16 protein-coding genes and 4 tRNA genes are annotated in these 18,962 nt (G+C 41.5%); 18 read left to right on the forward strand and 2 right to left on the reverse strand.

Going from position 1 to position 18,962, the window contains the following annotated elements; all coding sequences use genetic code 11:
• Positions 1-64: 64 nt before the first annotated feature.
• Positions 65-778: a DUF554 domain-containing protein gene (locus ACFPA1_RS23670; protein WP_378586312.1), complete on the forward strand. Its 714-nt coding sequence runs from the start codon at positions 65-67 to the stop codon at positions 776-778.
• Between the two features lie 127 nt (positions 779-905).
• Here ACFPA1_RS23670 and yyaC read toward each other — a convergent pair whose 3' ends face one another.
• Positions 906-1,520, reverse strand: coding sequence for a spore protease YyaC (gene yyaC, locus ACFPA1_RS23675; RefSeq protein WP_213147840.1), 615 nt, complete (start codon positions 1,518-1,520; stop codon positions 906-908).
• A gap of 168 nt (positions 1,521-1,688) precedes the next feature.
• Between yyaC and ACFPA1_RS23680 the strand changes: the two genes are divergently transcribed.
• The 3 genes from ACFPA1_RS23680 to ACFPA1_RS23690 all read left to right on the forward strand — a co-directional run bounded on the left by ACFPA1_RS23680 (position 1,689) and on the right by ACFPA1_RS23690 (position 4,867).
• Positions 1,689-2,561 (forward strand): mechanosensitive ion channel family protein, encoded by an 873-nt coding sequence (locus ACFPA1_RS23680; RefSeq protein ID WP_378586316.1) that lies wholly within the window; start codon positions 1,689-1,691, stop codon positions 2,559-2,561.
• A gap of 15 nt (positions 2,562-2,576) precedes the next feature.
• Complete coding sequence (locus tag ACFPA1_RS23685) at positions 2,577-2,774, forward strand: DUF951 domain-containing protein (protein ID WP_213147842.1); 198 nt, start codon at positions 2,577-2,579, stop codon at positions 2,772-2,774.
• 86 nt (positions 2,775-2,860) lie between these two features.
• Positions 2,861-4,867, forward strand: coding sequence for a molybdopterin-dependent oxidoreductase (locus tag ACFPA1_RS23690; RefSeq protein ID WP_378586319.1), 2,007 nt, complete (start codon positions 2,861-2,863; stop codon positions 4,865-4,867).
• 50 nt (positions 4,868-4,917) lie between these two features.
• Here the strand turns inward: ACFPA1_RS23690 and ACFPA1_RS23695 are convergent, their stop codons facing one another.
• The gene (locus ACFPA1_RS23695; protein WP_378586322.1) at positions 4,918-7,197 is read right to left on the reverse strand and encodes an SH3 domain-containing protein; all 2,280 of its coding nucleotides are present in this window, start codon (positions 7,195-7,197) and stop codon (positions 4,918-4,920) included.
• Positions 7,198-7,496: 299 nt separating this feature from the next.
• On the opposite strand from ACFPA1_RS23695, the gene ychF reads away from it, so the two are divergent.
• The 14 genes from ychF (at position 7,497) to ACFPA1_RS23765 (ending at position 18,878) form a co-directional block, all read left to right on the forward strand.
• Complete coding sequence (gene ychF / locus ACFPA1_RS23700) at positions 7,497-8,597, forward strand: redox-regulated ATPase YchF (RefSeq protein WP_213147845.1); 1,101 nt, start codon at positions 7,497-7,499, stop codon at positions 8,595-8,597.
• Between the two features lie 173 nt (positions 8,598-8,770).
• A complete protein-coding gene (gene rpsF / locus ACFPA1_RS23705; RefSeq protein WP_213147846.1) occupies positions 8,771-9,058 on the forward strand; it encodes a 30S ribosomal protein S6 in 288 nt (95 codons plus the stop codon).
• 69 nt (positions 9,059-9,127) lie between these two features.
• Positions 9,128-9,643, forward strand: a complete 516-nt coding sequence (gene ssb, locus ACFPA1_RS23710; RefSeq protein WP_213147847.1) for a single-stranded DNA-binding protein — start codon at positions 9,128-9,130, stop codon at positions 9,641-9,643.
• 52 nt (positions 9,644-9,695) lie between these two features.
• On the forward strand, positions 9,696-9,935 hold the full coding sequence (rpsR, locus tag ACFPA1_RS23715) for a 30S ribosomal protein S18 (RefSeq protein WP_173062335.1): 240 nt from the start codon (positions 9,696-9,698) through the stop codon (positions 9,933-9,935).
• A 199-nt stretch (positions 9,936-10,134) separates the two neighbouring features.
• Positions 10,135-11,079: a YybS family protein gene (locus tag ACFPA1_RS23720; RefSeq protein ID WP_378586329.1), complete on the forward strand. Its 945-nt coding sequence runs from the start codon at positions 10,135-10,137 to the stop codon at positions 11,077-11,079.
• Between the two features lie 25 nt (positions 11,080-11,104).
• Positions 11,105-13,078 (forward strand): DHH family phosphoesterase, encoded by a 1,974-nt coding sequence (locus ACFPA1_RS23725; RefSeq protein WP_213147849.1) that lies wholly within the window; start codon positions 11,105-11,107, stop codon positions 13,076-13,078.
• Entirely contained in the window at positions 13,075-13,524 is a 450-nt protein-coding gene (gene rplI / locus ACFPA1_RS23730; RefSeq protein ID WP_213147850.1) for a 50S ribosomal protein L9, read from the forward strand. The genes ACFPA1_RS23725 and rplI overlap by 4 nt, the downstream gene beginning before the upstream one ends.
• Before the next feature lie 172 nt (positions 13,525-13,696).
• Positions 13,697-15,049, forward strand: coding sequence for a replicative DNA helicase (gene dnaB / locus ACFPA1_RS23735; protein WP_213147851.1), 1,353 nt, complete (start codon positions 13,697-13,699; stop codon positions 15,047-15,049).
• 199 nt (positions 15,050-15,248) lie between these two features.
• Positions 15,249-16,541 carry an adenylosuccinate synthase gene (locus ACFPA1_RS23740; RefSeq protein ID WP_213147852.1) on the forward strand — a complete coding sequence of 431 codons (1,293 nt, stop codon included), beginning with the start codon at positions 15,249-15,251 and terminating at the stop codon, positions 16,539-16,541.
• 134 nt (positions 16,542-16,675) lie between these two features.
• Positions 16,676-16,751, forward strand: a tRNA-Lys gene (locus ACFPA1_RS23745).
• Between the two features lie 12 nt (positions 16,752-16,763).
• Positions 16,764-16,835: transfer RNA gene (locus ACFPA1_RS23750), tRNA-Glu, on the forward strand.
• A 68-nt stretch (positions 16,836-16,903) separates the two neighbouring features.
• Positions 16,904-16,980 (forward strand) — tRNA-Asp (locus ACFPA1_RS23755).
• Positions 16,981-16,993: 13 nt separating this feature from the next.
• Positions 16,994-17,066, forward strand: a tRNA-Phe gene (locus ACFPA1_RS23760).
• A 357-nt stretch (positions 17,067-17,423) separates the two neighbouring features.
• Entirely contained in the window at positions 17,424-18,878 is a 1,455-nt protein-coding gene (locus ACFPA1_RS23765; RefSeq protein ID WP_241114111.1) for a peptidoglycan DD-metalloendopeptidase family protein, read from the forward strand.
• The last annotated feature ends 84 nt before the right edge of the window (positions 18,879-18,962 follow it).

Raw genomic sequence — 18,962 nt, forward strand, 5'->3', positions numbered from 1 at the left:
TCTTCGGGATGGTTTATTTTTTTAGAGATCCCTTTTCATAATAGAGAAAAAAGGTGAGGACAGCATGTTTTTGTTAGGCACACTAGTAAATGGATTGTTAATTGTTGTTGGTACCCTTCTGGGTAAGTTGTTAAACCGCATTCCGGAAAGCATGAAAACAACCGTCATGTATGCAATTGGCTTATCGGTCATGGTTTTAGGCTTACAGATGGGTTTAAAAAGTGAAAATTTCCTAATTGTGATTATCAGTCTTGTTGTAGGGGCGGTGTTTGGCGAGCTTCTAAAGCTTGAAGAAAAATTAAATGACCTTGGCGGCTGGCTGGAAAATAAGGTTGGTTCAAACGGAAAGGGCAGTATTGCTGAAGGCTTTGTCACAGCTACGTTAATTTTTGTAATTGGCGCCATGGCCATTATCGGGGCACTTGACAGCGGGATCCGCGGCGACCATGATGTTCTTTATACAAAGGCCTTAATCGACGGTTTTACCGCCTTAATCTTAACTACGACATTGGGAATAGGCGTTATTTTTTCTGCTATTCCAGTCGTGCTGTATCAAGGATTGATTGCGCTATTCGCCACTCAAATCGACAGGTTTGTCCCGAAGGCCTTGATGGACCAGTTTATTGTTGAAATGACTGCAGTCGGCGGTATCATGATTTTTGCTATCGGATTAAATCTTACAGGCATAACCAAAATCAAAGTCGCCAACCTCCTCCCTGCGATACTGGTGACCGGAGTGATTGTGACGATTTTATATAACTACCATCAATATTTATAAAGAAAAGTCGCAGATTGGCTAGCCCCTAAGGGCGGTTCATGAGGCGTAGTTGCACTTATGCGTTAAGAAAGTTTATACTTTCTTATTAGCTAAAATAAAAAGAGCAATGGAAAATGATCCGTTGCTCTTAATTTGTTTTCTCTTCCTCTATCCATTCCAGGTTCGTCCAGCTTTGTTTATTGTACAGCAGGCCAGCCTGGTAAATTCCATTTGCAATGGTTTTGGCCATTTTCATAACTAAATTTAGACGGGTATTTTGCAATACATAAAACTCCATAAACCCGCTGACATTCACAATTCCGGTTATATGAAGCTCGCCAACCGGCGGCAGTTCCTTATTCACCCCTGCCCCTGGTTTAACAGGACCTTGACCCACCTGAATGGCACCAACATTTTTATTGCGGCCAAGGCAGGCATCTATACCGATAATATAGGGGTCTGAATGTAAGGTTTTTATTTCCTCCAGTCTATCTGCTAAATTAACAGCATGAACTGGCTCATCTAAAGTTCCATACACATAAAAGGATTCGAGCTTCTTCTCCTCCAATAACGTCCCAACAAGTGGCCCTAATGAATCTCCTGTTGAGCGGTCAGTACCAATGCAAACAAAAACAATGGGACGGCTTGTTACTGACGGAATATGTTGAAGCAGTTCATCAGCTAAACTTTCATCGGCATGCAGGTCATCATGCATGAACTGCGTCTTAGCCTTCCTATCAAACATGAAAGCTTTCAGATTCATTAAGTCCACTCCCTAAATCTTTTCGCTCATCTGCCTTAACAGTATACGGAAAATTTAGAGAAACTATACATATCCAAACAGAAAAAGAAAAATTCAGATGGCTATTAACTCTTTTGAAAAATTGTTAAAATAGTAATGGCAGTTGTTAGCTTAAAGGAAGGTGTCTTAATGAGTATTACAGAAAAAGGATTAAAAAAAATCATTGCCAAATTGCAAAATGAAGATACATGGCTGACCTTTGGTGAAGGCATTCTTAAAATCATTGCTATTATTATTGTGGCACAATTATTAATTCGGTTTGGAAAAGTAATGATTCATAATATCTTTAAAATTAGAAACATCTCCCCGCTAAGAACAAATGTCCGGCGCGAAGAAACATTGTCCAAGCTTCTGGATAATATTCTATCTTATGTGGTTTATTTTATTGCTTTCCTAACGATTCTTTCGGTTATGAACATTGATGTCAAGGCTCTGCTTGCAGGTGCAGGAATTGTTGGTTTAGCGGTAGGGTTTGGTGCGCAAAGTTTAGTAAAAGATGTTATTACCGGCTTCTTTATTATTTTTGAAGATCAGTTTTCGGTAGGAGATCATGTGAGGATTGGCCAGTTTGAAGGAAATGTCGAAACAATTGGATTAAGGACAACAAAAATTAAAAGTTGGACAGGCGAAGTTCATATTATCCCTAATGGAAGCATTTTAGAAGTAACGAACTTCTCAATAAATAATAGTGTCGCTGTTGTAGATATTGCCATTCCTTATAAAGAGGATATAGAAAAGGCACAGCGGGTCATTGAAGGTCTCTTGGAAACAATGCCGGAAAGGTATGGTGAATTAGTGAAGCGCCCAGAACTTCTTGGCGTACAAAATCTTGGCCCAGCAGAAGTCACCTTACGGATTGTTGCTGAAACACAACCGATGCAACACGCGGCACTTGCCAGGAACATGCGGAAAGATATTAAGCTGGAATTAGACCAGAATGGAATTGATATTTCCTATCCACGTGTTGTGATGCTATCAAAGGATCCAGTAACTGGAGTTTAAAGGATGGTGATAGAAATGGAAGAAAAAGAATATGGGATTAATGATATTGTTGAGATGAAGAAGCAGCACCCATGCGGAACCAATCGCTGGAAAATCATTCGGATGGGAATGGATATCCGGATTAAGTGCGAAGGCTGCGGGCATAGTGTTCTCATCCCAAGAAGGGAATTTTCCCGGAAAATGAAGAAGATTCTTGTGAAGCATGAAGGATAATATTTCATGCTTCTTTTTTTTATTAACGTGTATTATCCTTAATATTAAAGTTGAAATAGTAGATTCACAGTTTGGGGGTGGGGAAATTGGCTCAAACAGTTGTCAAGGCTGCGTGTCCATTGAACTGCTGGGATAGCTGCGGTTTAAAGGTTACGTTGGAAAATGACCGAGTGGTAAAGGTGGAAGGAGATCCTGACCATCCGATCACAAAGGGGAAGATTTGCGGCCGAGGCCGGCTGCTTGAAACAAGAACGAATTCACCAGAAAGGCTCTTGCACCCTTTAAAAAAGATAAATGGAAAATTTGAGCAGATTTCTTGGGGGCAGGCCCTGGATGAAATAGCAGCTAAATTACACGATATAAAGGAACGTTTTGGAACAACGGCTGTGCTTCACAGCCATGACTACGCTAATAACGGCATTTTGAAAAATCTCGACCAGCGCTTTTTTAATTGTTATGGCGGCGTTACCGAACTTTATGGTTCCCTGTGCTGGGGCTCTGGAATCGAAGCGCAGAAATGGGATTTCGGCAATGCCTGGAGCCATGAACCAAATGATATTATTAACAGTAAAAATATCATTATATGGGGGAGAAATGCTGCCCGGACTAATATGCATTTTTACGAAAAGCTTTTGGAAGTGAAAAAGCAGGGCGCCAAGCTATATGTGATTGACCCGCTCTTTAACGCAACAGGAAAAATTGCTGATAAACATATAACGATAAAACCGGGAATGGACGGTATATTAGCCGCTGGAATTATCAAGGAAATGCTTCGTTTAGGCCTGGAAGACCGAAGTTTTATCGAGGACTTTACGTTTGGCTTTGCTGATTTAATGAAACTTCTTGATGGAGTCTCTATAGAAACCATCAGTGAAATGACGGAAGTTTCCCGAGAAAACATAACAGAGCTAGCATATCTTTATGCTGATAAACCTACAGCTACTTTTATGGGTCTTGGCCTGCAGCGGTACCAAAATGGCGGCAATACGATTCGCTTGATTGACGCCCTTGCTGCAGTAAGCGGGAATATCGGAATTCCAGGCGGCGGTGCCAACTATGCCAATCTTCAAGTTGGACAAAGCTTTGATTTTACAGAATTAACCTTGTCAAGCCGCAGGCAAAAGCACCGCTTATTTTCAATCATGAAACAGGCAGAAGGAATTTTGTCGGCTGTGAACCCAGAGATTAAAATGATTTTCGTTACATGCGGGAATCCGTTGACCCAAGTCCCTGATTCAACCGTAGTGACAAAGGCATTTTCATCTGTTGAAACGCTTGTTGTGATGGAGCAATATATGACCGACACGGCCAAGCTTGCTGACTATATTCTTCCTGTAACAACCGTCTTTGAAGAAGAAGATTTCTACTATTCATCGATGTACCATCATTATGTCAATTACGGACCAAAACTAGTTGAGGCCCCAGGGGAGGCCAAACCGGATTTATGGATATGGGCGCGGTTAGCTGACCGGCTTGGGTTTGGTGAGGATTTTGATTTATCAAGGGATGAATGGCTGAAGCTGACTTTAAAAACATTAGCAGGCAAAGGATTTACGCTGGAAAGGTTAAAAGAACAGCATGCGTTAGAGTTACCCGTACAGAAAATTCCTTGGCAGGACCGGAAGTTTCAAACACCGTCGGGAAAATTCGAATTTACCTCTCAGACAGGGAAACAAAAAGGGGCTGGCGGTTTGCTGAAGCTGGCCGTACCGGATGAGTCTAAATGGTCTAATCCAAGCTTGGCAGGAAAATTCCCTTACAGTCTGCTAACGATTCACCCACTGCGGTCAAACCACTCACAGAACTATCATTTATTGGGTGGAAAAATTAAATTGAAAGTGGAAGTAGCGCAAAATATCGCTGACGCTCATGGCTTGCAACCCGATGATTATGTAAGGGTTTGGAATGACCGTGGTGAAGTAAAGGGTTATGTGTCCATTTTGGTAACGGCCCATCCGAATACGATTAATATCGATGAAGGAATTTGGAAAGAATTTGGCGGGTCTGTTAATAACCTAACCTCCAGCAGAGAGTCTGACAATGGGCTCGGAAGTACTTTATACGATTGTCTAGTTGCAATTGAAAAAATATAATCACCAAAGAGGGGCTCCCATAAAAAGATGGCAGCCCCTTTTTGCAATAATTATTTATACTCTGGAATCTCCAGAATGAGTTTATATGAGTCTAGTAAACTATATAAGTTATGAATCTGGAAAACTTGCTTTGCCGCCCAGCCAATATCAGAAGCATACTGATGTGTTGCGGCCCCCTTTGCCGCAGCAGAACCTGGATTCCACCTCATTTTATAAAGAGTATCCTGACCTGCATTAATATAGCCGTTGGCAATAAATTGGGCACCGCCAATAATGGCAGCCTCAGGTGTAAACCATCCGGCATTAAAGGCAAATTGGGCGCCGCTTTCTAAAGCGGTATTATCGTAAGCACCAATTCCATACATATTGTAAACTGTTTTCCCATTAACCTCTACGCCGGTAGCTAACTTGGATGTGCCGTTACTTGTTTCTAATAGGGCGTGGGAAATTAAATAAATTTCATTGATTCCGTATGTTTGGCCAGCTTGTATAAAGGATGATGCCGTTCCTTGCAAAATCCCTTTTCCGGAAAGGATTCTTTGGTTTACCTCATCCGCATTAAGATTGGCTGTTGCCGAAAGTTTTAAAAATTGCAGGGAATCAACCGTCGTACTTAGGAAATTCTTTGGATTCACATAATAGGTGACGTCTTCTGGACTCGCATTTACCCATGTTTTATTGTAGGCGATTTGGTACCAGTCATATCCGTCTGTCCCTTTTACGGTACCAAGTATTTGAAGCTGCTCCTGTGCCTTCACCTGACCGATTGTCCAATAGTCTGTGCCGGCGCCGCCCCGTACATTCCAAACGGCACCATTTACGGTTCCACTTGCAGGTCCGTTTAACGTTATGGCATCAGAACGGAGGAAGGCTGAATATTTCTTATCTGTCTGCGGACTCACGCCCATTTCTAGCTTTACCATGTCAGTCAGACTGATATTATAGTTTTCGTAAACCTTATCAATGTTGCTGTTGGTTACATTTGGATTAAATGGTTCTGATGCAGATAAGTACTGTGCACTTACATAACCGGTTTGTCCATTTGCTGTAACCTTTGCCCAGCCGTTTTCTTCAGAGTTGACGGTTACAATCGTGCCTCTAGCAAGCTTTGTCAAGACAGCACCTGTTGTTGAAGCCTCGGCACGCATATTTAAGCTAGAGCCATAGACGACACTTACATATTTCTCCACTACTGCATTATCTTCTTCTGCTGGATTGTTTTCTGGAGCGGGCTCCGTACCACCGGCAGCCGGTTTTGTTTCCGATAAAAACTGCGGATCGACATAGCCTGTTTGTCCATATGCTTCAATCTTTGCCCAGCCATTTTCTTCTGATAAAACTGTCACCGTTGTTCCGCGGGCCAGCTTAACCAATACCGAAGCATCTGCCGCGGCACCTTTTCGCATATTTAAGGAGGAGTCATAGCCGACGTTTACATACTTGGTTACAGATACGGGTTCTTCCTTTTTGACTTCAGTATTTGTGTTTGCTTTTGCGGAAGCCAGATATTCAGCGCTGACATAACCCTCCTGGCCATTTACGTTAATCTTTGCCCAGCCATTTGCTTCAGAATAGACAGTTACTTCTGTTTCATTTGTCAGTTTTGTAATAACAGCAGAACCAGTGGAAGGGCTTTTTCGCACATTCAATTTGGAACGGGAATCGATATTCACATATTTCGTTACTGCCGGTTGTAGAGCCGGTGCTGTAACGCTGCTGCTTGCTGAAGGCTTGTCTGCCAAATAGGCTGAACTGACAAAGCCAGTTTTTCCATTTACCTCAATTTTAGCCCAGCCGTTTGTTACGGAAATAAATTTCACCTCTGTGCCCTTAGCGAGTTTTGCCATAATGGGGGCACTTGTTGATGCACTATTTCTCATATTAAGTGAGCCGCTGACTACATTCACATATTTTAATGTTGTTGCTGTTGTTGGCGGTACAGCAGAGGCAGCTGGATTTTGATTTGATAAAAATTTTGAGCTGACATATCCGCTTTTTCCGCTTGCTGCGACTCTTGCCCAGCCGTTCACTTCGGAATAAACTGTTACAGCCGTTCCTTTTGGTAAAGCGGCAAGTACAGCTGAACTTGTCGAAGCACTTTTTCGCAAATTAAGTAAGCCGCTATCAACATTTACATACTTTGTAATGGCTGATTGGACATTGCTTGTTTGTGTCGAATTGGATTCAGCAAAGACGGCTTCTTCGAAGGCAGCCGCTGACAGAACCGCAAAACAAAACGTCGGCAATATGGCCTTTTTTACAACACTAGGTTGGGGACAGGAATTTTTGTACTTTTCTACTCTGCTTGGTAATAACTCTTGTTTTTCCATTTCTCCTCCCTATAACTCATAAATATGTATTTTTTTCCTAACGTTAAGGAAAAAGTAATAGATTTATATTAAATTTTACCATATTTGCTAATTTAGTAGAGAAATTTAAGGGAAATTGTTGCAATAAAACGGTGTTTTTTTCTAATCTTCTAAGATTATGAGGTTTTATGTCGTGTAATTTAGTCAGGAAAGGTCCATTCTTGTCTTTTTATAAACAAATGCCTATAATGGTGAAAGGCTTGTAATTTTTAGGACGAATAAAATTGAAATAGATATTTTATCTTGAGGAGTGAACGTAAATGGCTTTAACAGCGGGTATTGTGGGGCTTCCAAACGTGGGCAAGTCCACATTATTTAATGCAATTACCCAGGCGGGAGCGGAATCGGCAAACTATCCCTTCTGCACAATTGACCCTAACGTTGGGATTGTAGAGGTACCGGATTATCGTTTGCAAAAATTAACGGAGCTTGTTCAGCCGAAAAAGACAGTTCCGACAGCGTTTGAATTTACCGATATTGCCGGGATTGTTAAAGGCGCCAGCAAGGGGGAAGGGTTAGGGAACAAATTCCTTTCTCACATTCGTGAAGTGGATGCAATCTGCCAAGTGGTACGTTGCTTTGCCGACGAAAATATTACCCATGTATCCGGTAAGGTTGACCCGATTTCTGATATCGAGACCATCAACTTGGAATTAATTCTTGCTGATATGGAATCGGTGGAAAAACGTATCGGCCGTGCAGAAAAATTGGCCAAGCAAAAGGATAAAGATTCTGCAGCAGAGTTTGAAGTGCTAGCAATGCTCCGCGACGCTTTTGAATCAGAAAAACCTGCAAGGTCCGTTGAATTTACAGAAGAGCAATTAAAAGTAGTAAAACACCTCCATCTTCTGACTATTAAACCAGTCCTTTACGTGGCAAACGTCAGTGAAGATGATGTTGCTGACCCGTCCGGAAATGAATATGTTCAAAAGGTCCGGGAATATGCGGCTAAAGAAAATGCTGAAGTAATTGTTGTCTGTGCTAAAATTGAAGAGGAAATCGCCGAACTTGAAGGCGAAGAAAAGCAAATGTTCCTCGAGGAACTTGGAATTGAAGAATCCGGGCTTGATCAATTAATCCGAGCTGCTTACAATTTGCTTGGTTTAGCTACGTATTTTACTGCCGGTGTGCAGGAGGTCCGCGCCTGGACCTTTAGAAAAGGAATGAAGGCTCCTCAGTGTGCGGGGGTCATCCACTCTGATTTTGAGCGTGGCTTTATCCGTGCAGAAACAGTTTCATTTGATGACCTAGTGACTGCTGGTAGTTATAATGCCGCTAAAGAAGCAGGCAAAGTCCGTTTGGAAGGTAAAGAATACGAAGTAAAAGACGGAGACGTCATGCACTTCCGATTTAACGTATAATTTATTGAGGCTGACAGGTGTCAGCCTTTCATCATTTTTAATGAAGATTATGGCATTCGAGTGAAGGGAATTGCAATTCGTGTCGCTCTGTGCTATAATTTCAACTTGTGAGTAATGAATAATTGCTCCTTGCCCATATTCGGGCCGTTTTAGACCAAAAGGAGGTGACTGTGATGAACAAGTACGAAATCATGTACATCATCCGTCCAAACATTGAAGATGAAGCAAAAAAAGCTCTTGTAGAGCGTTTCAACAACATTCTTCTTGAAAATGGCGCGGAAGCTGCTGAATCGAAGGATTGGGGTAAACGCCGTCTTGCTTACGAAATCAATGATTTCCGTGACGGATACTACCAAATCGTTAAGACAACATCTTCGTCTGCTGCAGTTCAAGAATTTGCACGTCTTGCAAAGATCAACGAAGATATCATTCGTCATATCGTAATTAAAGAAGAAGAATAAGATATATATAAATTTCTGGTAAAAAATGTTTCACGTGGAACATTTCCGGGAGAAAAGGAGTTGATTCTGATGATGAATCGTGTCGTTCTTGTTGGCCGTTTAACTAAAGATCCTGACCTTCGCTATACACCAAGCGGCGTTGCAGTTGCTACCTTTACTTTAGCTGTAAATCGGGCATTTTCGAATCAGCAGGGGGAACGCGAAGCAGATTTTATTAACTGTGTCGTATGGCGAAAGCCGGCAGAAAATGTGGCGAACTTCTTAAAAAAGGGAAGTTTAGCAGGTGTTGACGGCCGGATTCAAACCCGCAACTATGAAGGACAAGATGGCAAACGCGTATATGTTACAGAGATTGTAGCAGAAAGTGTTCAGTTCTTAGAACCGAAAGGCGCATCAGGCGGCGGTGGCGGCGGAAGAGGCAACGATTTCTACGGTGCACCTCCAATGGAACCGCAAGGAAATCCATTTGGCGGCGGCAATCAGAATCAACGACAAAATTCTAACCAAGGTTTTACAAAAGTAAATGATGATCCATTTGCAGGAAGCGGTCAAATCGACATTTCTGACGATGATTTACCATTCTAATGTAGCCTTAATAGATCGGATTAATTTTTAAAAAGTGAAGGAGGGAATTTCCATGGCAGGAGGACGCAAAGGCGGACGCGCAAAACGCCGTAAAGTTTGTTACTTTACAGCAAACGGTATCACTAACATCGATTACAAAGATGTAGATTTACTAAAAAAATTCATCTCTGAACGCGGTAAGATTTTACCACGTCGTGTGACTGGTACTAGCGCTAAATACCAACGCAAATTGACTGTTGCGATCAAACGTGCACGTCAAATGGCTTTATTACCATTCGTTGCAGGTGAATAATAAAGCTGCATAAAAGACAGCCAAGGCGAGAGCCCTGGCTGTCTTTTTATTAGCTAATAGGAAGTATAAATTCAATTACCCCTCATGAACCGTCCTATCGGACTCGCCAATCGGCGAGTTTTCATTTACAAAAAATTTGAATAGCCTGCTATATCTAGCTAAAATTAAGAAGTAGAAGGTTTAGTTTCGAGGTGAAGAAGTGAAAAATGTTCGTAAGTTAACAGAAGGCGCCATGCTTTTAGCGGCCTTTACAGTTTTATTTCTAATATCGATGTATTTACCATTTGTCGGAATGGTTTCAAGTTTATTTTTAGCCGTTCCCTTTATTTTGTTTGCGGCTAAAAATGAAGGAAAATGGACTATTGTATTTGTTGTTGCCTCTATACTTCTTTCCATTATTGTCGGGTCGTTTCTCTCCATTCCATTAGCCTTGTCATTTGGAACAACAGGAGCAGTAATGGGGTACTTAATTCAAAAGAAAAAAGAGCGAATGACAATTTTCATTGCCAGTTCATTTGTATTTTTGATTAATATCATTGGGATGTATGCCGTTAGTATTGTCTTTTTTAACATGGACATCATCAATGAAATGATTACTACCATGAAGGATTCCATTAAAATGTCAACCGACATGTTGAAGAATTTAGGTCAGGAAAAACAAACAGAAAATACAGTAAAACAATTTACTAGAGGATTAGAAATGGTTAGAACCTTGATTCCAACACTGTTTGTATTAACCTCGTTTATTCTGACATTGATGATTCAACTGGTATCCTATCCAATCGTAAAAAGGTTTGGAGTTGAGGTTAAAAAGTGGAAGCCGTTTAAAGACCTCATCCTGCCGAGAAGTTTGCTGTGGTATCTTCTGATTACCCTGTTTGCAAATATGGTGCTAAACCCTCAGGAAGGGACATATCTATTTGCTGTATTATTAAATCTTACATATGTACTGCAATTCTTGATGATTTTTCAAGGCTATACCTTTATGTTTTATTATCTTGATGCGAAAGGAATCTCTAAATCAGTAGCAGTTATCCTGGCTGTTTTCTCCTTCATTATTCCGATTTTTCTTTATATTATAGGGATATTAGGTATAATTGATTTAGGCTTTGATTTACGGAAAAAGTTTAAAAAAGAGTCATGACTACTGTGATTGGGAGCTGAAAACTTTGCCTGCATTTTTAGAAAAACGATCGATACGTTATCCTTTTTATGGGTTAATCGGCGTTACAGTGGTACTGCTCATTGTCCTGCTATTATACAATTGGATATTAAGCTTGGCTGGGTTCTTCGCCATGTTTATCCCTCTTTACTATATGTTTGTGGTTGATCGGCGCCAGCGAAAGGAAATGGAAGAGTATATTGCAACCCTCTCTTACCGAGTTAAAAAGGTTGGCGAGGAAGCGCTGCTCGAGCTGCCAATCGGGATTATGCTGATCAATGAAGAATATACGATCGAGTGGGCAAACCCTTATTTATCCTCATGTTTCGATGAGGATACCTTGCTAGGCAAGTCGCTTTACGATGTCGCTGACAGCCTGATTCCATTGATAAAACAGGAGGCCAAAACAGAAGTTATCACCCTTCATGATAAGAAATTCCGTGTCATTCATAAACCTGAAGAACGGCTCTTGTACTTTTTTGATGTAACTGAACAAGCTGAGATTGAAAAGTTATATCAGAATGAACGAACGGCTATTGCCATCATCTTCTTAGATAATTATGACGACCTGACACAAGGTATGGACGATCAAATGCGCGGGAGTCTTAATAATTTGGTTACCTCTATTTTAAATAAATGGGCAAACGATAATGGGATTTTTCTAAAAAGAATATCGTCAGAACGGTTTATTGCTGTTTTCAATGAGGAAATTCTTCACAGCCTTGAAAAGGGGAAATTTTCAATTTTAGACGAAGTAAGGGAAATGACCTCAAAGCAAAATACCTCTTTCACCCTAAGTATTGGTGTTGGAACAGGTGTATCTTCGCTGCCGGAATTGGGATTGTTAGCACAATCGAGCCTTGATTTAGCATTAGGCCGCGGCGGTGATCAGGTGGCGATTAAACTTCCAAACGGCAAGGTGAAATTTTTCGGCGGAAAAACAAATCCAATTGAAAAGCGTACTCGCGTGAGGGCACGGGTTATCTCCCACGCATTAAGAGATTTGATTATAGCCAGTGACAAGGTCATTATTATGGGACATAAAAATCCGGATATGGATTCCATTGGTTCAAGCATTGGAATTTATAAAGTGGCGCAACTCAATCAAAAGGATGCTTATATTGTTGTCAACATGCAGGAAATGGAGAGTGGCGTTAAACGGATGATGGAGGAAATCCGCCATCAGGAGAAGTTATATTCCCGCTTTATAGGGCCTGAAGAGGCCTTAGAAATTGCCACTGATAAAACACTGCTTGTTGTGGTCGATACCCACAAACCTTCCCTTGTTATGGAGGAGCGGCTGCTCAATAGAATCGATAATGTCGTAGTTATCGACCATCACCGCCGCGGTGAGGATTTTATCGCCAACCCATTGCTCGTTTATATGGAGCCGTATGCCTCTTCTACTTCAGAGCTTGTAACGGAATTTTTGGAATATCAGCCAAAACGAGGTAAAATTGAAGTAATTGAAGCAACAGCGCTGTTGGCGGGAATTATTGTCGATACCAAAAGTTTTTCGCTAAGGACGGGATCAAGGACATTTGATGCTGCATCCTACCTGCGGGCTCACGGGGCTGACACGATCCTTGTGCAAAAGTTTCTGAAAGAAGACGTTGCTACATACATCAAAAGGTCGAAGCTCATTGAATCCGTCTATTTCTATCATGAGGGAATTGCCATTGCTAAGGGCACAGAGCAGGATTTCAATGACCAAGTGATTATCGCCCAAGCAGCAGACACGCTTCTAACGATGAATGGGGTGACGGCCTCATTCGTTATTTCGAAAAGAAATGAGGAACTGATTGGAATTAGCGCTCGTTCACTAGGAAACATAAATGTACAGGTCATTATGGAAGGGATGAAAGGCGGCGGCCACTTGACAAATGCAGCCACCCAACTGACGGGACTTACCATTGAACAAGCAGAGGACCAGTTGAAGCAAGTAATTGAGGATTATTTAGAAGGGAGTACAAAGGAATGAAAGTAATTTTTCTTAAAGATGTAAAAGGAAAAGGAAAAAAGGGTGAAATTAAAAATGTGGCGGACGGTTATGCCCATAACTTTTTAATTAAGCAGGGGCTTGCTGTTGAAGCAAACTCCGCTAACGTCAGCACGATGGATGCGCAAAAGAAAAAGCAGGAAAAGGAAGCGGCTGAAGAGCTTGCTGAAGCAAAAAAGCTCAAAGAAACATTAGATAAGATTACAGTTGAGCTGACAGCAAAGGCTGGTGAGGGCGGACGTCTATTTGGTTCGATTACCTCAAAACAAATCGCTGAGGAACTGCAAAAGAAGCACGGCATTAAAATCGACAAACGGAAAATGGAGCTCGATGATGCGATCAGGACATTAGGACATACGAAGGTTCCAGTTAAGCTCCATCATGACGTAATAGCCACCTTGACCGTTCACGTGAAGGAAGGAAAATAAAAGACAGCCTGTTGAGAATAAAATTTGCCAGTTCAAATTTAGATGAATCATGATAAAATAAAAAAGCAAGCTTAGAGACGTGATCGGTTTATCTGGTCACTTTTTTCTTTTTAAGATATGATTATTTTTATAAGTTTAATAATCACTCTCTAGTTAGGAGGGGTTTTAATAGATGAATGATTTGTTTGCTGACCGCATGCCTCCACAAAATATAGAGGCAGAACAGGCGGTATTAGGTGCAATTTTTTTAGAGCCTTCTTCTTTAACGATGGCTTCGGAAATCTTAATTCCAGAGGATTTCTATCGAGCCGCCCACCAAAAAGTCTTCAATGTGATGCTGAAGCTGAATGACGAAGGTAAAGCAGTTGACTTGGTAACTGTTACTGAGGAACTGGCTGCAGCTAAATTAATCGAGGATATAGGCGGTGTCAGCTATTTAAGTGAACTAGCAGGCGCTGTGCCGACGGCTGCCAATATTGAATATTATGCGAGAATCGTAGAAGAGAAATCCCTTCTTAGAAGATTGATCCGCACGGCGACTAATATCGCCACAGATGGTTATACTCGGGAAGATGAAGTCGAATCGCTTTTAAGCGAAGCTGAAAAAAGCATCATGGAAGTAGCCCAGCGAAAGAATGCCGGAGCCTTCCATGACATTAAAGATGTCCTTGTTCGGACGTATGACAATATAGAGGAAATGCATAAACGTGTTGGGGAGATTACCGGCCTTGAGACGGGATTTGTTGAACTTGACAAGATGACAGCAGGGTTTCAGCGCAATGATTTAATTATTGTCGGTGCTCGTCCTTCTGTTGGTAAAACAGCCTTTGCCTTAAATATTGCGCAAAATGTTGCGAAAAAAACGGGCGAAAATATTGCCATCTTTAGTCTAGAGATGGGTGCTGAGCAGCTGGTCATGCGTCTTTTATGCGCCGAAGGGAACATTGATGCCCAAAGGCTTCGTACTGGGTCGCTGACAGAGGAAGACTGGGGTAAGTTGACGATGGCAATGGGCAGTTTGTCAAACACAGGAATCTATATTGATGATACCCCTGGGGTAAGAGTAGGTGATATTCGTTCCAAATGCCGCCGTTTAAAGCAAGAGCACGGCTTGGGAATGATTTTAATTGACTATTTGCAGCTTATTCTAGGAAGCGGCCGCTCTGGTGAAAACCGCCAACAGGAAGTATCGGAGATTTCCCGCTCCCTTAAGCAATTAGCCCGTGAGCTGCAAGTACCTGTTATTGCCTTATCGCAGCTATCCCGTGGTGTGGAGCAGCGTCAGGATAAGCGGCCGATGATGTCAGATATCCGTGAATCTGGGTCAATCGAGCAGGATGCTGATATTGTTGCCTTTCTTTACCGTGATGATTACTATGATAAGGAATCGGAAAACAAAAATATTATCGAAATTATCATTGCTAAGCAACGTAATGGCCCGACGGGTACGGTTTCGCTGGCATTCGTGAAAGAATATAATAAATTCGTAAATCTGGAGACAAGATATGAATCTCCAGGGGCGTAATGGGGCCTGATTCCCGCTGCTTTAAGGTTGTACTGCAGCGGGGTCAGACCCCTTTTTTGTAGATTTTTAGTTTACGAACATATTTTACTATTTTAATATAAATCGTTCGTGTTTAATTGACTTTTTTCATAAAAAATTGATAAACTATGTAAGGGAATTAATTAATTTAATGAAAGCTAAAAATTCGGAGGTGCCTTACATGTCATCAGTAGTGGTTGTTGGTACGCAATGGGGAGACGAAGGAAAAGGGAAAATCACTGATTTCCTTTCAGAAAATGCAGAAGTAATTGCCCGTTATCAAGGGGGAAATAATGCAGGCCATACCATCAAGTTTAATGGCGAGACCTATAAGCTGCATTTGATTCCTTCAGGGATTTTCTATAAGGAAAAAATTTGTGTCATCGGAAATGGCATGGTCGTCGATCCAAAGGCACTTATTCAAGAACTTGCTTATTTACATGAAAAAGGAATTACAACCGATAACCTGCGCATCAGTAATCGTGCCCATGTCATCCTTCCTTATCATATAAAATTGGATGAAGTGGAAGAGGATCGCAAAGGCGCTAATAAAATTGGTACAACTAAAAAGGGTATTGGTCCAGCATATATGGATAAGGCAGCCCGGAACGGGATTCGCATTGCTGATTTGCTTGACCGTGAAATTTTTGAAGAAAAATTAGTTCGCAATCTAGAGGAAAAAAACCGTTTATTTGAACGCATTTATGAAACAAGCGGCTTCAAAGTCGAAGATATTCTTGATGAATACTATGAGTACGGCCAGCAGGTCAAGAAATATGTCTGTGATACATCCGTCGTTCTAAATGATGCTTTGGATGAAGGCCGTCGTGTATTGTTCGAAGGCGCCCAGGGTGTCATGCTTGATATCGACCAAGGAACCTATCCATTTGTTACGTCTTCAAACCCGGTTGCCGGTGGTGTAACGATTGGTTCGGGTGTAGGCCCAACTAAGATCACTCATGTTGTTGGTGTATGTAAAGCGTATACTTCCCGTGTTGGTGATGGTCCATTCCCAACTGAGTTACATGATGAAATCGGCCACCAAATCCGCGAAGTTGGCCGTGAATATGGTACAACAACAGGACGTCCACGCCGTGTTGGCTGGTTTGACAGTGTTGTGGTCCGCCATGCTCGCCGTGTTAGCGGCTTGACAGATCTTTCGCTGAATTCCATTGATGTTCTTACCGGAATTGAGAAATTAAAAATTTGTACAGCTTATCAATATAATGGCGAAGTCATTACAGAATATCCTGCCAACCTAAAGATTCTTTCTCAATGTCAACCAATTTACGAAGAATTGCCAGGCTGGACAGAAGATATTACCGGCTGCAAATCCTTAGATGAACTGCCTGAAAACGCCCGTCACTATGTAGCACGCGTTTCCCAATTAACAGGCATTCCATTATCGACCTTCTCAGTCGGACCTGACCGCACCCAAACCAACGTTGTGAGCAATCCTTGGAGACAGGTTTAGAAAGCAATAAAAGCCCTCTTTTCAGGGGGCTTTGCTTTTTTTAAAAGTTTTTTTAGAAAAACTATTGCCTATTATACACTATCATGATATTATAAAAAACGTCGCCAAGAGATGGCGGAAATACATTAATTAACGAGCCATTAGCTCAGTCGGTAGAGCATCTGACTTTTAATCAGAGGGTCGAAGGTTCGAGTCCTTCATGGCTCACCATTCTTTATGAATGGCCCCTTGGTCAAGCGGTTAAGACACCGCCCTTTCACGGCGGTAACACGGGTTCGAATCCCGTAGGGGTCATCGGCATTAGTCGGCCGGCAAATGACTGGCAAGGACGGTCTCCTTGCTGGCTGACCATATTATAAATCGGTCTGGTAGTTCAGTTGGTTAGAATGCCTGCCTGTCACGCAGGAGGTCGCGGGTTCGAGTCCCGTCCAGACCGCCACTTAATTTAGAATGGCTCAGTAGCTCAGTCGGTAGAGCAAAGGACTGAAAATCCTTGTGTCGGCGGTTCGATTCCGTCCTGAGCCATCCCAAAAAGAAGTTCACACACATTGTGGACTTCTTTTTTTATTATATTTGTTACATAAATGTAATAAATGGACCTATTTTTTACAAAACGCATAGAAATTTGTCTTATTTTGTAAAATTATCCCGATATTGGACAAACCCTTGATATAATAGGGATTTCCGCCTATTACCCGCACAAAAAAACAGGAAAAAATGACCGACATATTTCAAAAGACGTAGGATAATGTCAGTAATTATACAATTGTGTTACATTATGGAGACTATTAATCTCTTCTCTATAAAACTATGGTAAAGTAAGAGAGGCTAAAATTCTGGGAAACCCTTTCATTGCGTTTTACCGTGGTTTAGGAGGAAATAATGTTTTCTTTAAATAAAAAAAATAATTCTAAAAAACTTTTATTAATAAAAACAACCATAGCATCAGCAGTAGCGGCATCCGTTATTGCATTTAGCAGCGGACCGGTGGCCATGGCTACTTCATCAAAATTAACGACTGTTTATCATGTTTATCTCAATGGTACATACATAGGTAATGTAACGGATAAAGCAATTGTCGATAAAATTGTTGCAGAGAAATTGGATTCCATGAAGGAATCCATCAAAGATCTTAACATAAAGCTTGGCGAACAGGTTCAATATGTACCTGAACAAGTTTTCAGCGCCAATGCAAACAATCAAGAAACTCTTCAAAACTTAAGAAATACCTTCCAAGTTCAAGCAGAAGCGGCTGCCATTGTGATCGATGGAGCACCTGTTGTTTATTTGGAAAATAAGAGTGCGGCAGAAGACGTAATCAAGAATCTTAAATTGCAGTATGTTACTGAACAGCAGCTGCAAGATCTTGAAGCGCTTAAGTCGGCTGACCCTAGTACATTACCCGCTTTAAATCAAAATGAAACACGTATTTTAAATGTAAGTCTTTCAAAAAATGTATCTGTGGAAACGAAAAATGTAGAGCTGCAAAAAATCGTAACTCCTGCTGAGGCTGTTACCCTTTTACAAAAAGGTACTTTAGAAGAAAAGAAGTACGCTGTGCAAGATGGCGATGCACTTGAATCAATTGCCCATCAAAATGGATTGACAGTTCCAGAACTACTAACCTTGAATCCAGGATTAACAGCAGATTCATTAATAAAAATCGGCCAGGAAATCAATATTACGGCCTTAAAGCCATACGTGGATGTAATCGTTGAAAAAGAAGTGAACCAAAACGAAACCATTCCATTTGAAACGCAAATCGAAGAAGACGCAAATCTTCCTAAGGGTGAAAAGAAAGTACAACAAGAGGGGCAAAACGGGTCTCGCTCAGTAACCTACCATATTTCAGAACAAAATGGTGTTGCTGCCCAAAAGAGCATTACTAGTGAGCAAATCCTGCAGCAACCTGTAAATAATATTATCATTAAAGGAACAAAAGCCATTCCTTCCCGTGGCGAAGGCACACTTGCTTGGCCGACTGTTGGCGGGTATGTATCCAGTGAAATGGGCTTCCGCTGGGGCAAAAAGCATAAAGGAATCGATATTGCCAGACCAAGCAATTTAACAATCAAAGCAGCAGATAATGGCGTAGTTGTTTCAGCAGGCTGGGACAGCGGCGGATATGGAAATAAAGTCATCATTGACCACCAAAATGGAATGCGTACCCTCTATGGACATATGTCCTCCATTAATGTCAAAGCCGGCCAGACAGTTTCCAAAGGAACAGGCATTGGTGTTATGGGAGCAACCGGAGATGCAACTGGTGTCCACCTCCATTTCGAAGTATACAAAAATGGCGGCTTGGTAAACCCACTTTCTTATCTAAGCAGATAACAGTCTCTAGTTTTAACTAGAGGCTTTTTCTTTTGGAAACCCTAGTAGTTAACTGGAAGAAGTCTTCCAAATACTTGTTATAGA

This window comes from Neobacillus sp. GCM10023253 (genome assembly GCF_042653105.1).
GTDB lineage: Bacteria > Bacillota > Bacilli > Bacillales > Cytobacillaceae > Neobacillus > Neobacillus citreus.

Coding starts and splice junctions, on each gene's coding strand:
- ACFPA1_RS23670 (WP_378586312.1), top strand. CDS start 65: ATGTTTTTGTTAGGCACACTAGTAAATGGATTGTTAATTGTTGTTGGT.
- yyaC (WP_213147840.1), bottom strand. CDS start 1,520: ATGAATCTGAAAGCTTTCATGTTTGATAGGAAGGCTAAGACGCAGTTC.
- ACFPA1_RS23680 (WP_378586316.1), top strand. CDS start 1,689: ATGAGTATTACAGAAAAAGGATTAAAAAAAATCATTGCCAAATTGCAA.
- ACFPA1_RS23685 (WP_213147842.1), top strand. CDS start 2,577: ATGGAAGAAAAAGAATATGGGATTAATGATATTGTTGAGATGAAGAAG.
- ACFPA1_RS23695 (WP_378586322.1), bottom strand. CDS start 7,197: ATGGAAAAACAAGAGTTATTACCAAGCAGAGTAGAAAAGTACAAAAAT.
- ychF (WP_213147845.1), top strand. CDS start 7,497: ATGGCTTTAACAGCGGGTATTGTGGGGCTTCCAAACGTGGGCAAGTCC.
- rpsF (WP_213147846.1), top strand. CDS start 8,771: ATGAACAAGTACGAAATCATGTACATCATCCGTCCAAACATTGAAGAT.
- ssb (WP_213147847.1), top strand. CDS start 9,128: ATGATGAATCGTGTCGTTCTTGTTGGCCGTTTAACTAAAGATCCTGAC.
- rpsR (WP_173062335.1), top strand. CDS start 9,696: ATGGCAGGAGGACGCAAAGGCGGACGCGCAAAACGCCGTAAAGTTTGT.
- rplI (WP_213147850.1), top strand. CDS start 13,075: ATGAAAGTAATTTTTCTTAAAGATGTAAAAGGAAAAGGAAAAAAGGGT.
- dnaB (WP_213147851.1), top strand. CDS start 13,697: ATGAATGATTTGTTTGCTGACCGCATGCCTCCACAAAATATAGAGGCA.
- ACFPA1_RS23740 (WP_213147852.1), top strand. CDS start 15,249: ATGTCATCAGTAGTGGTTGTTGGTACGCAATGGGGAGACGAAGGAAAA.
- ACFPA1_RS23765 (WP_241114111.1), top strand. CDS start 17,424: ATGTTTTCTTTAAATAAAAAAAATAATTCTAAAAAACTTTTATTAATA.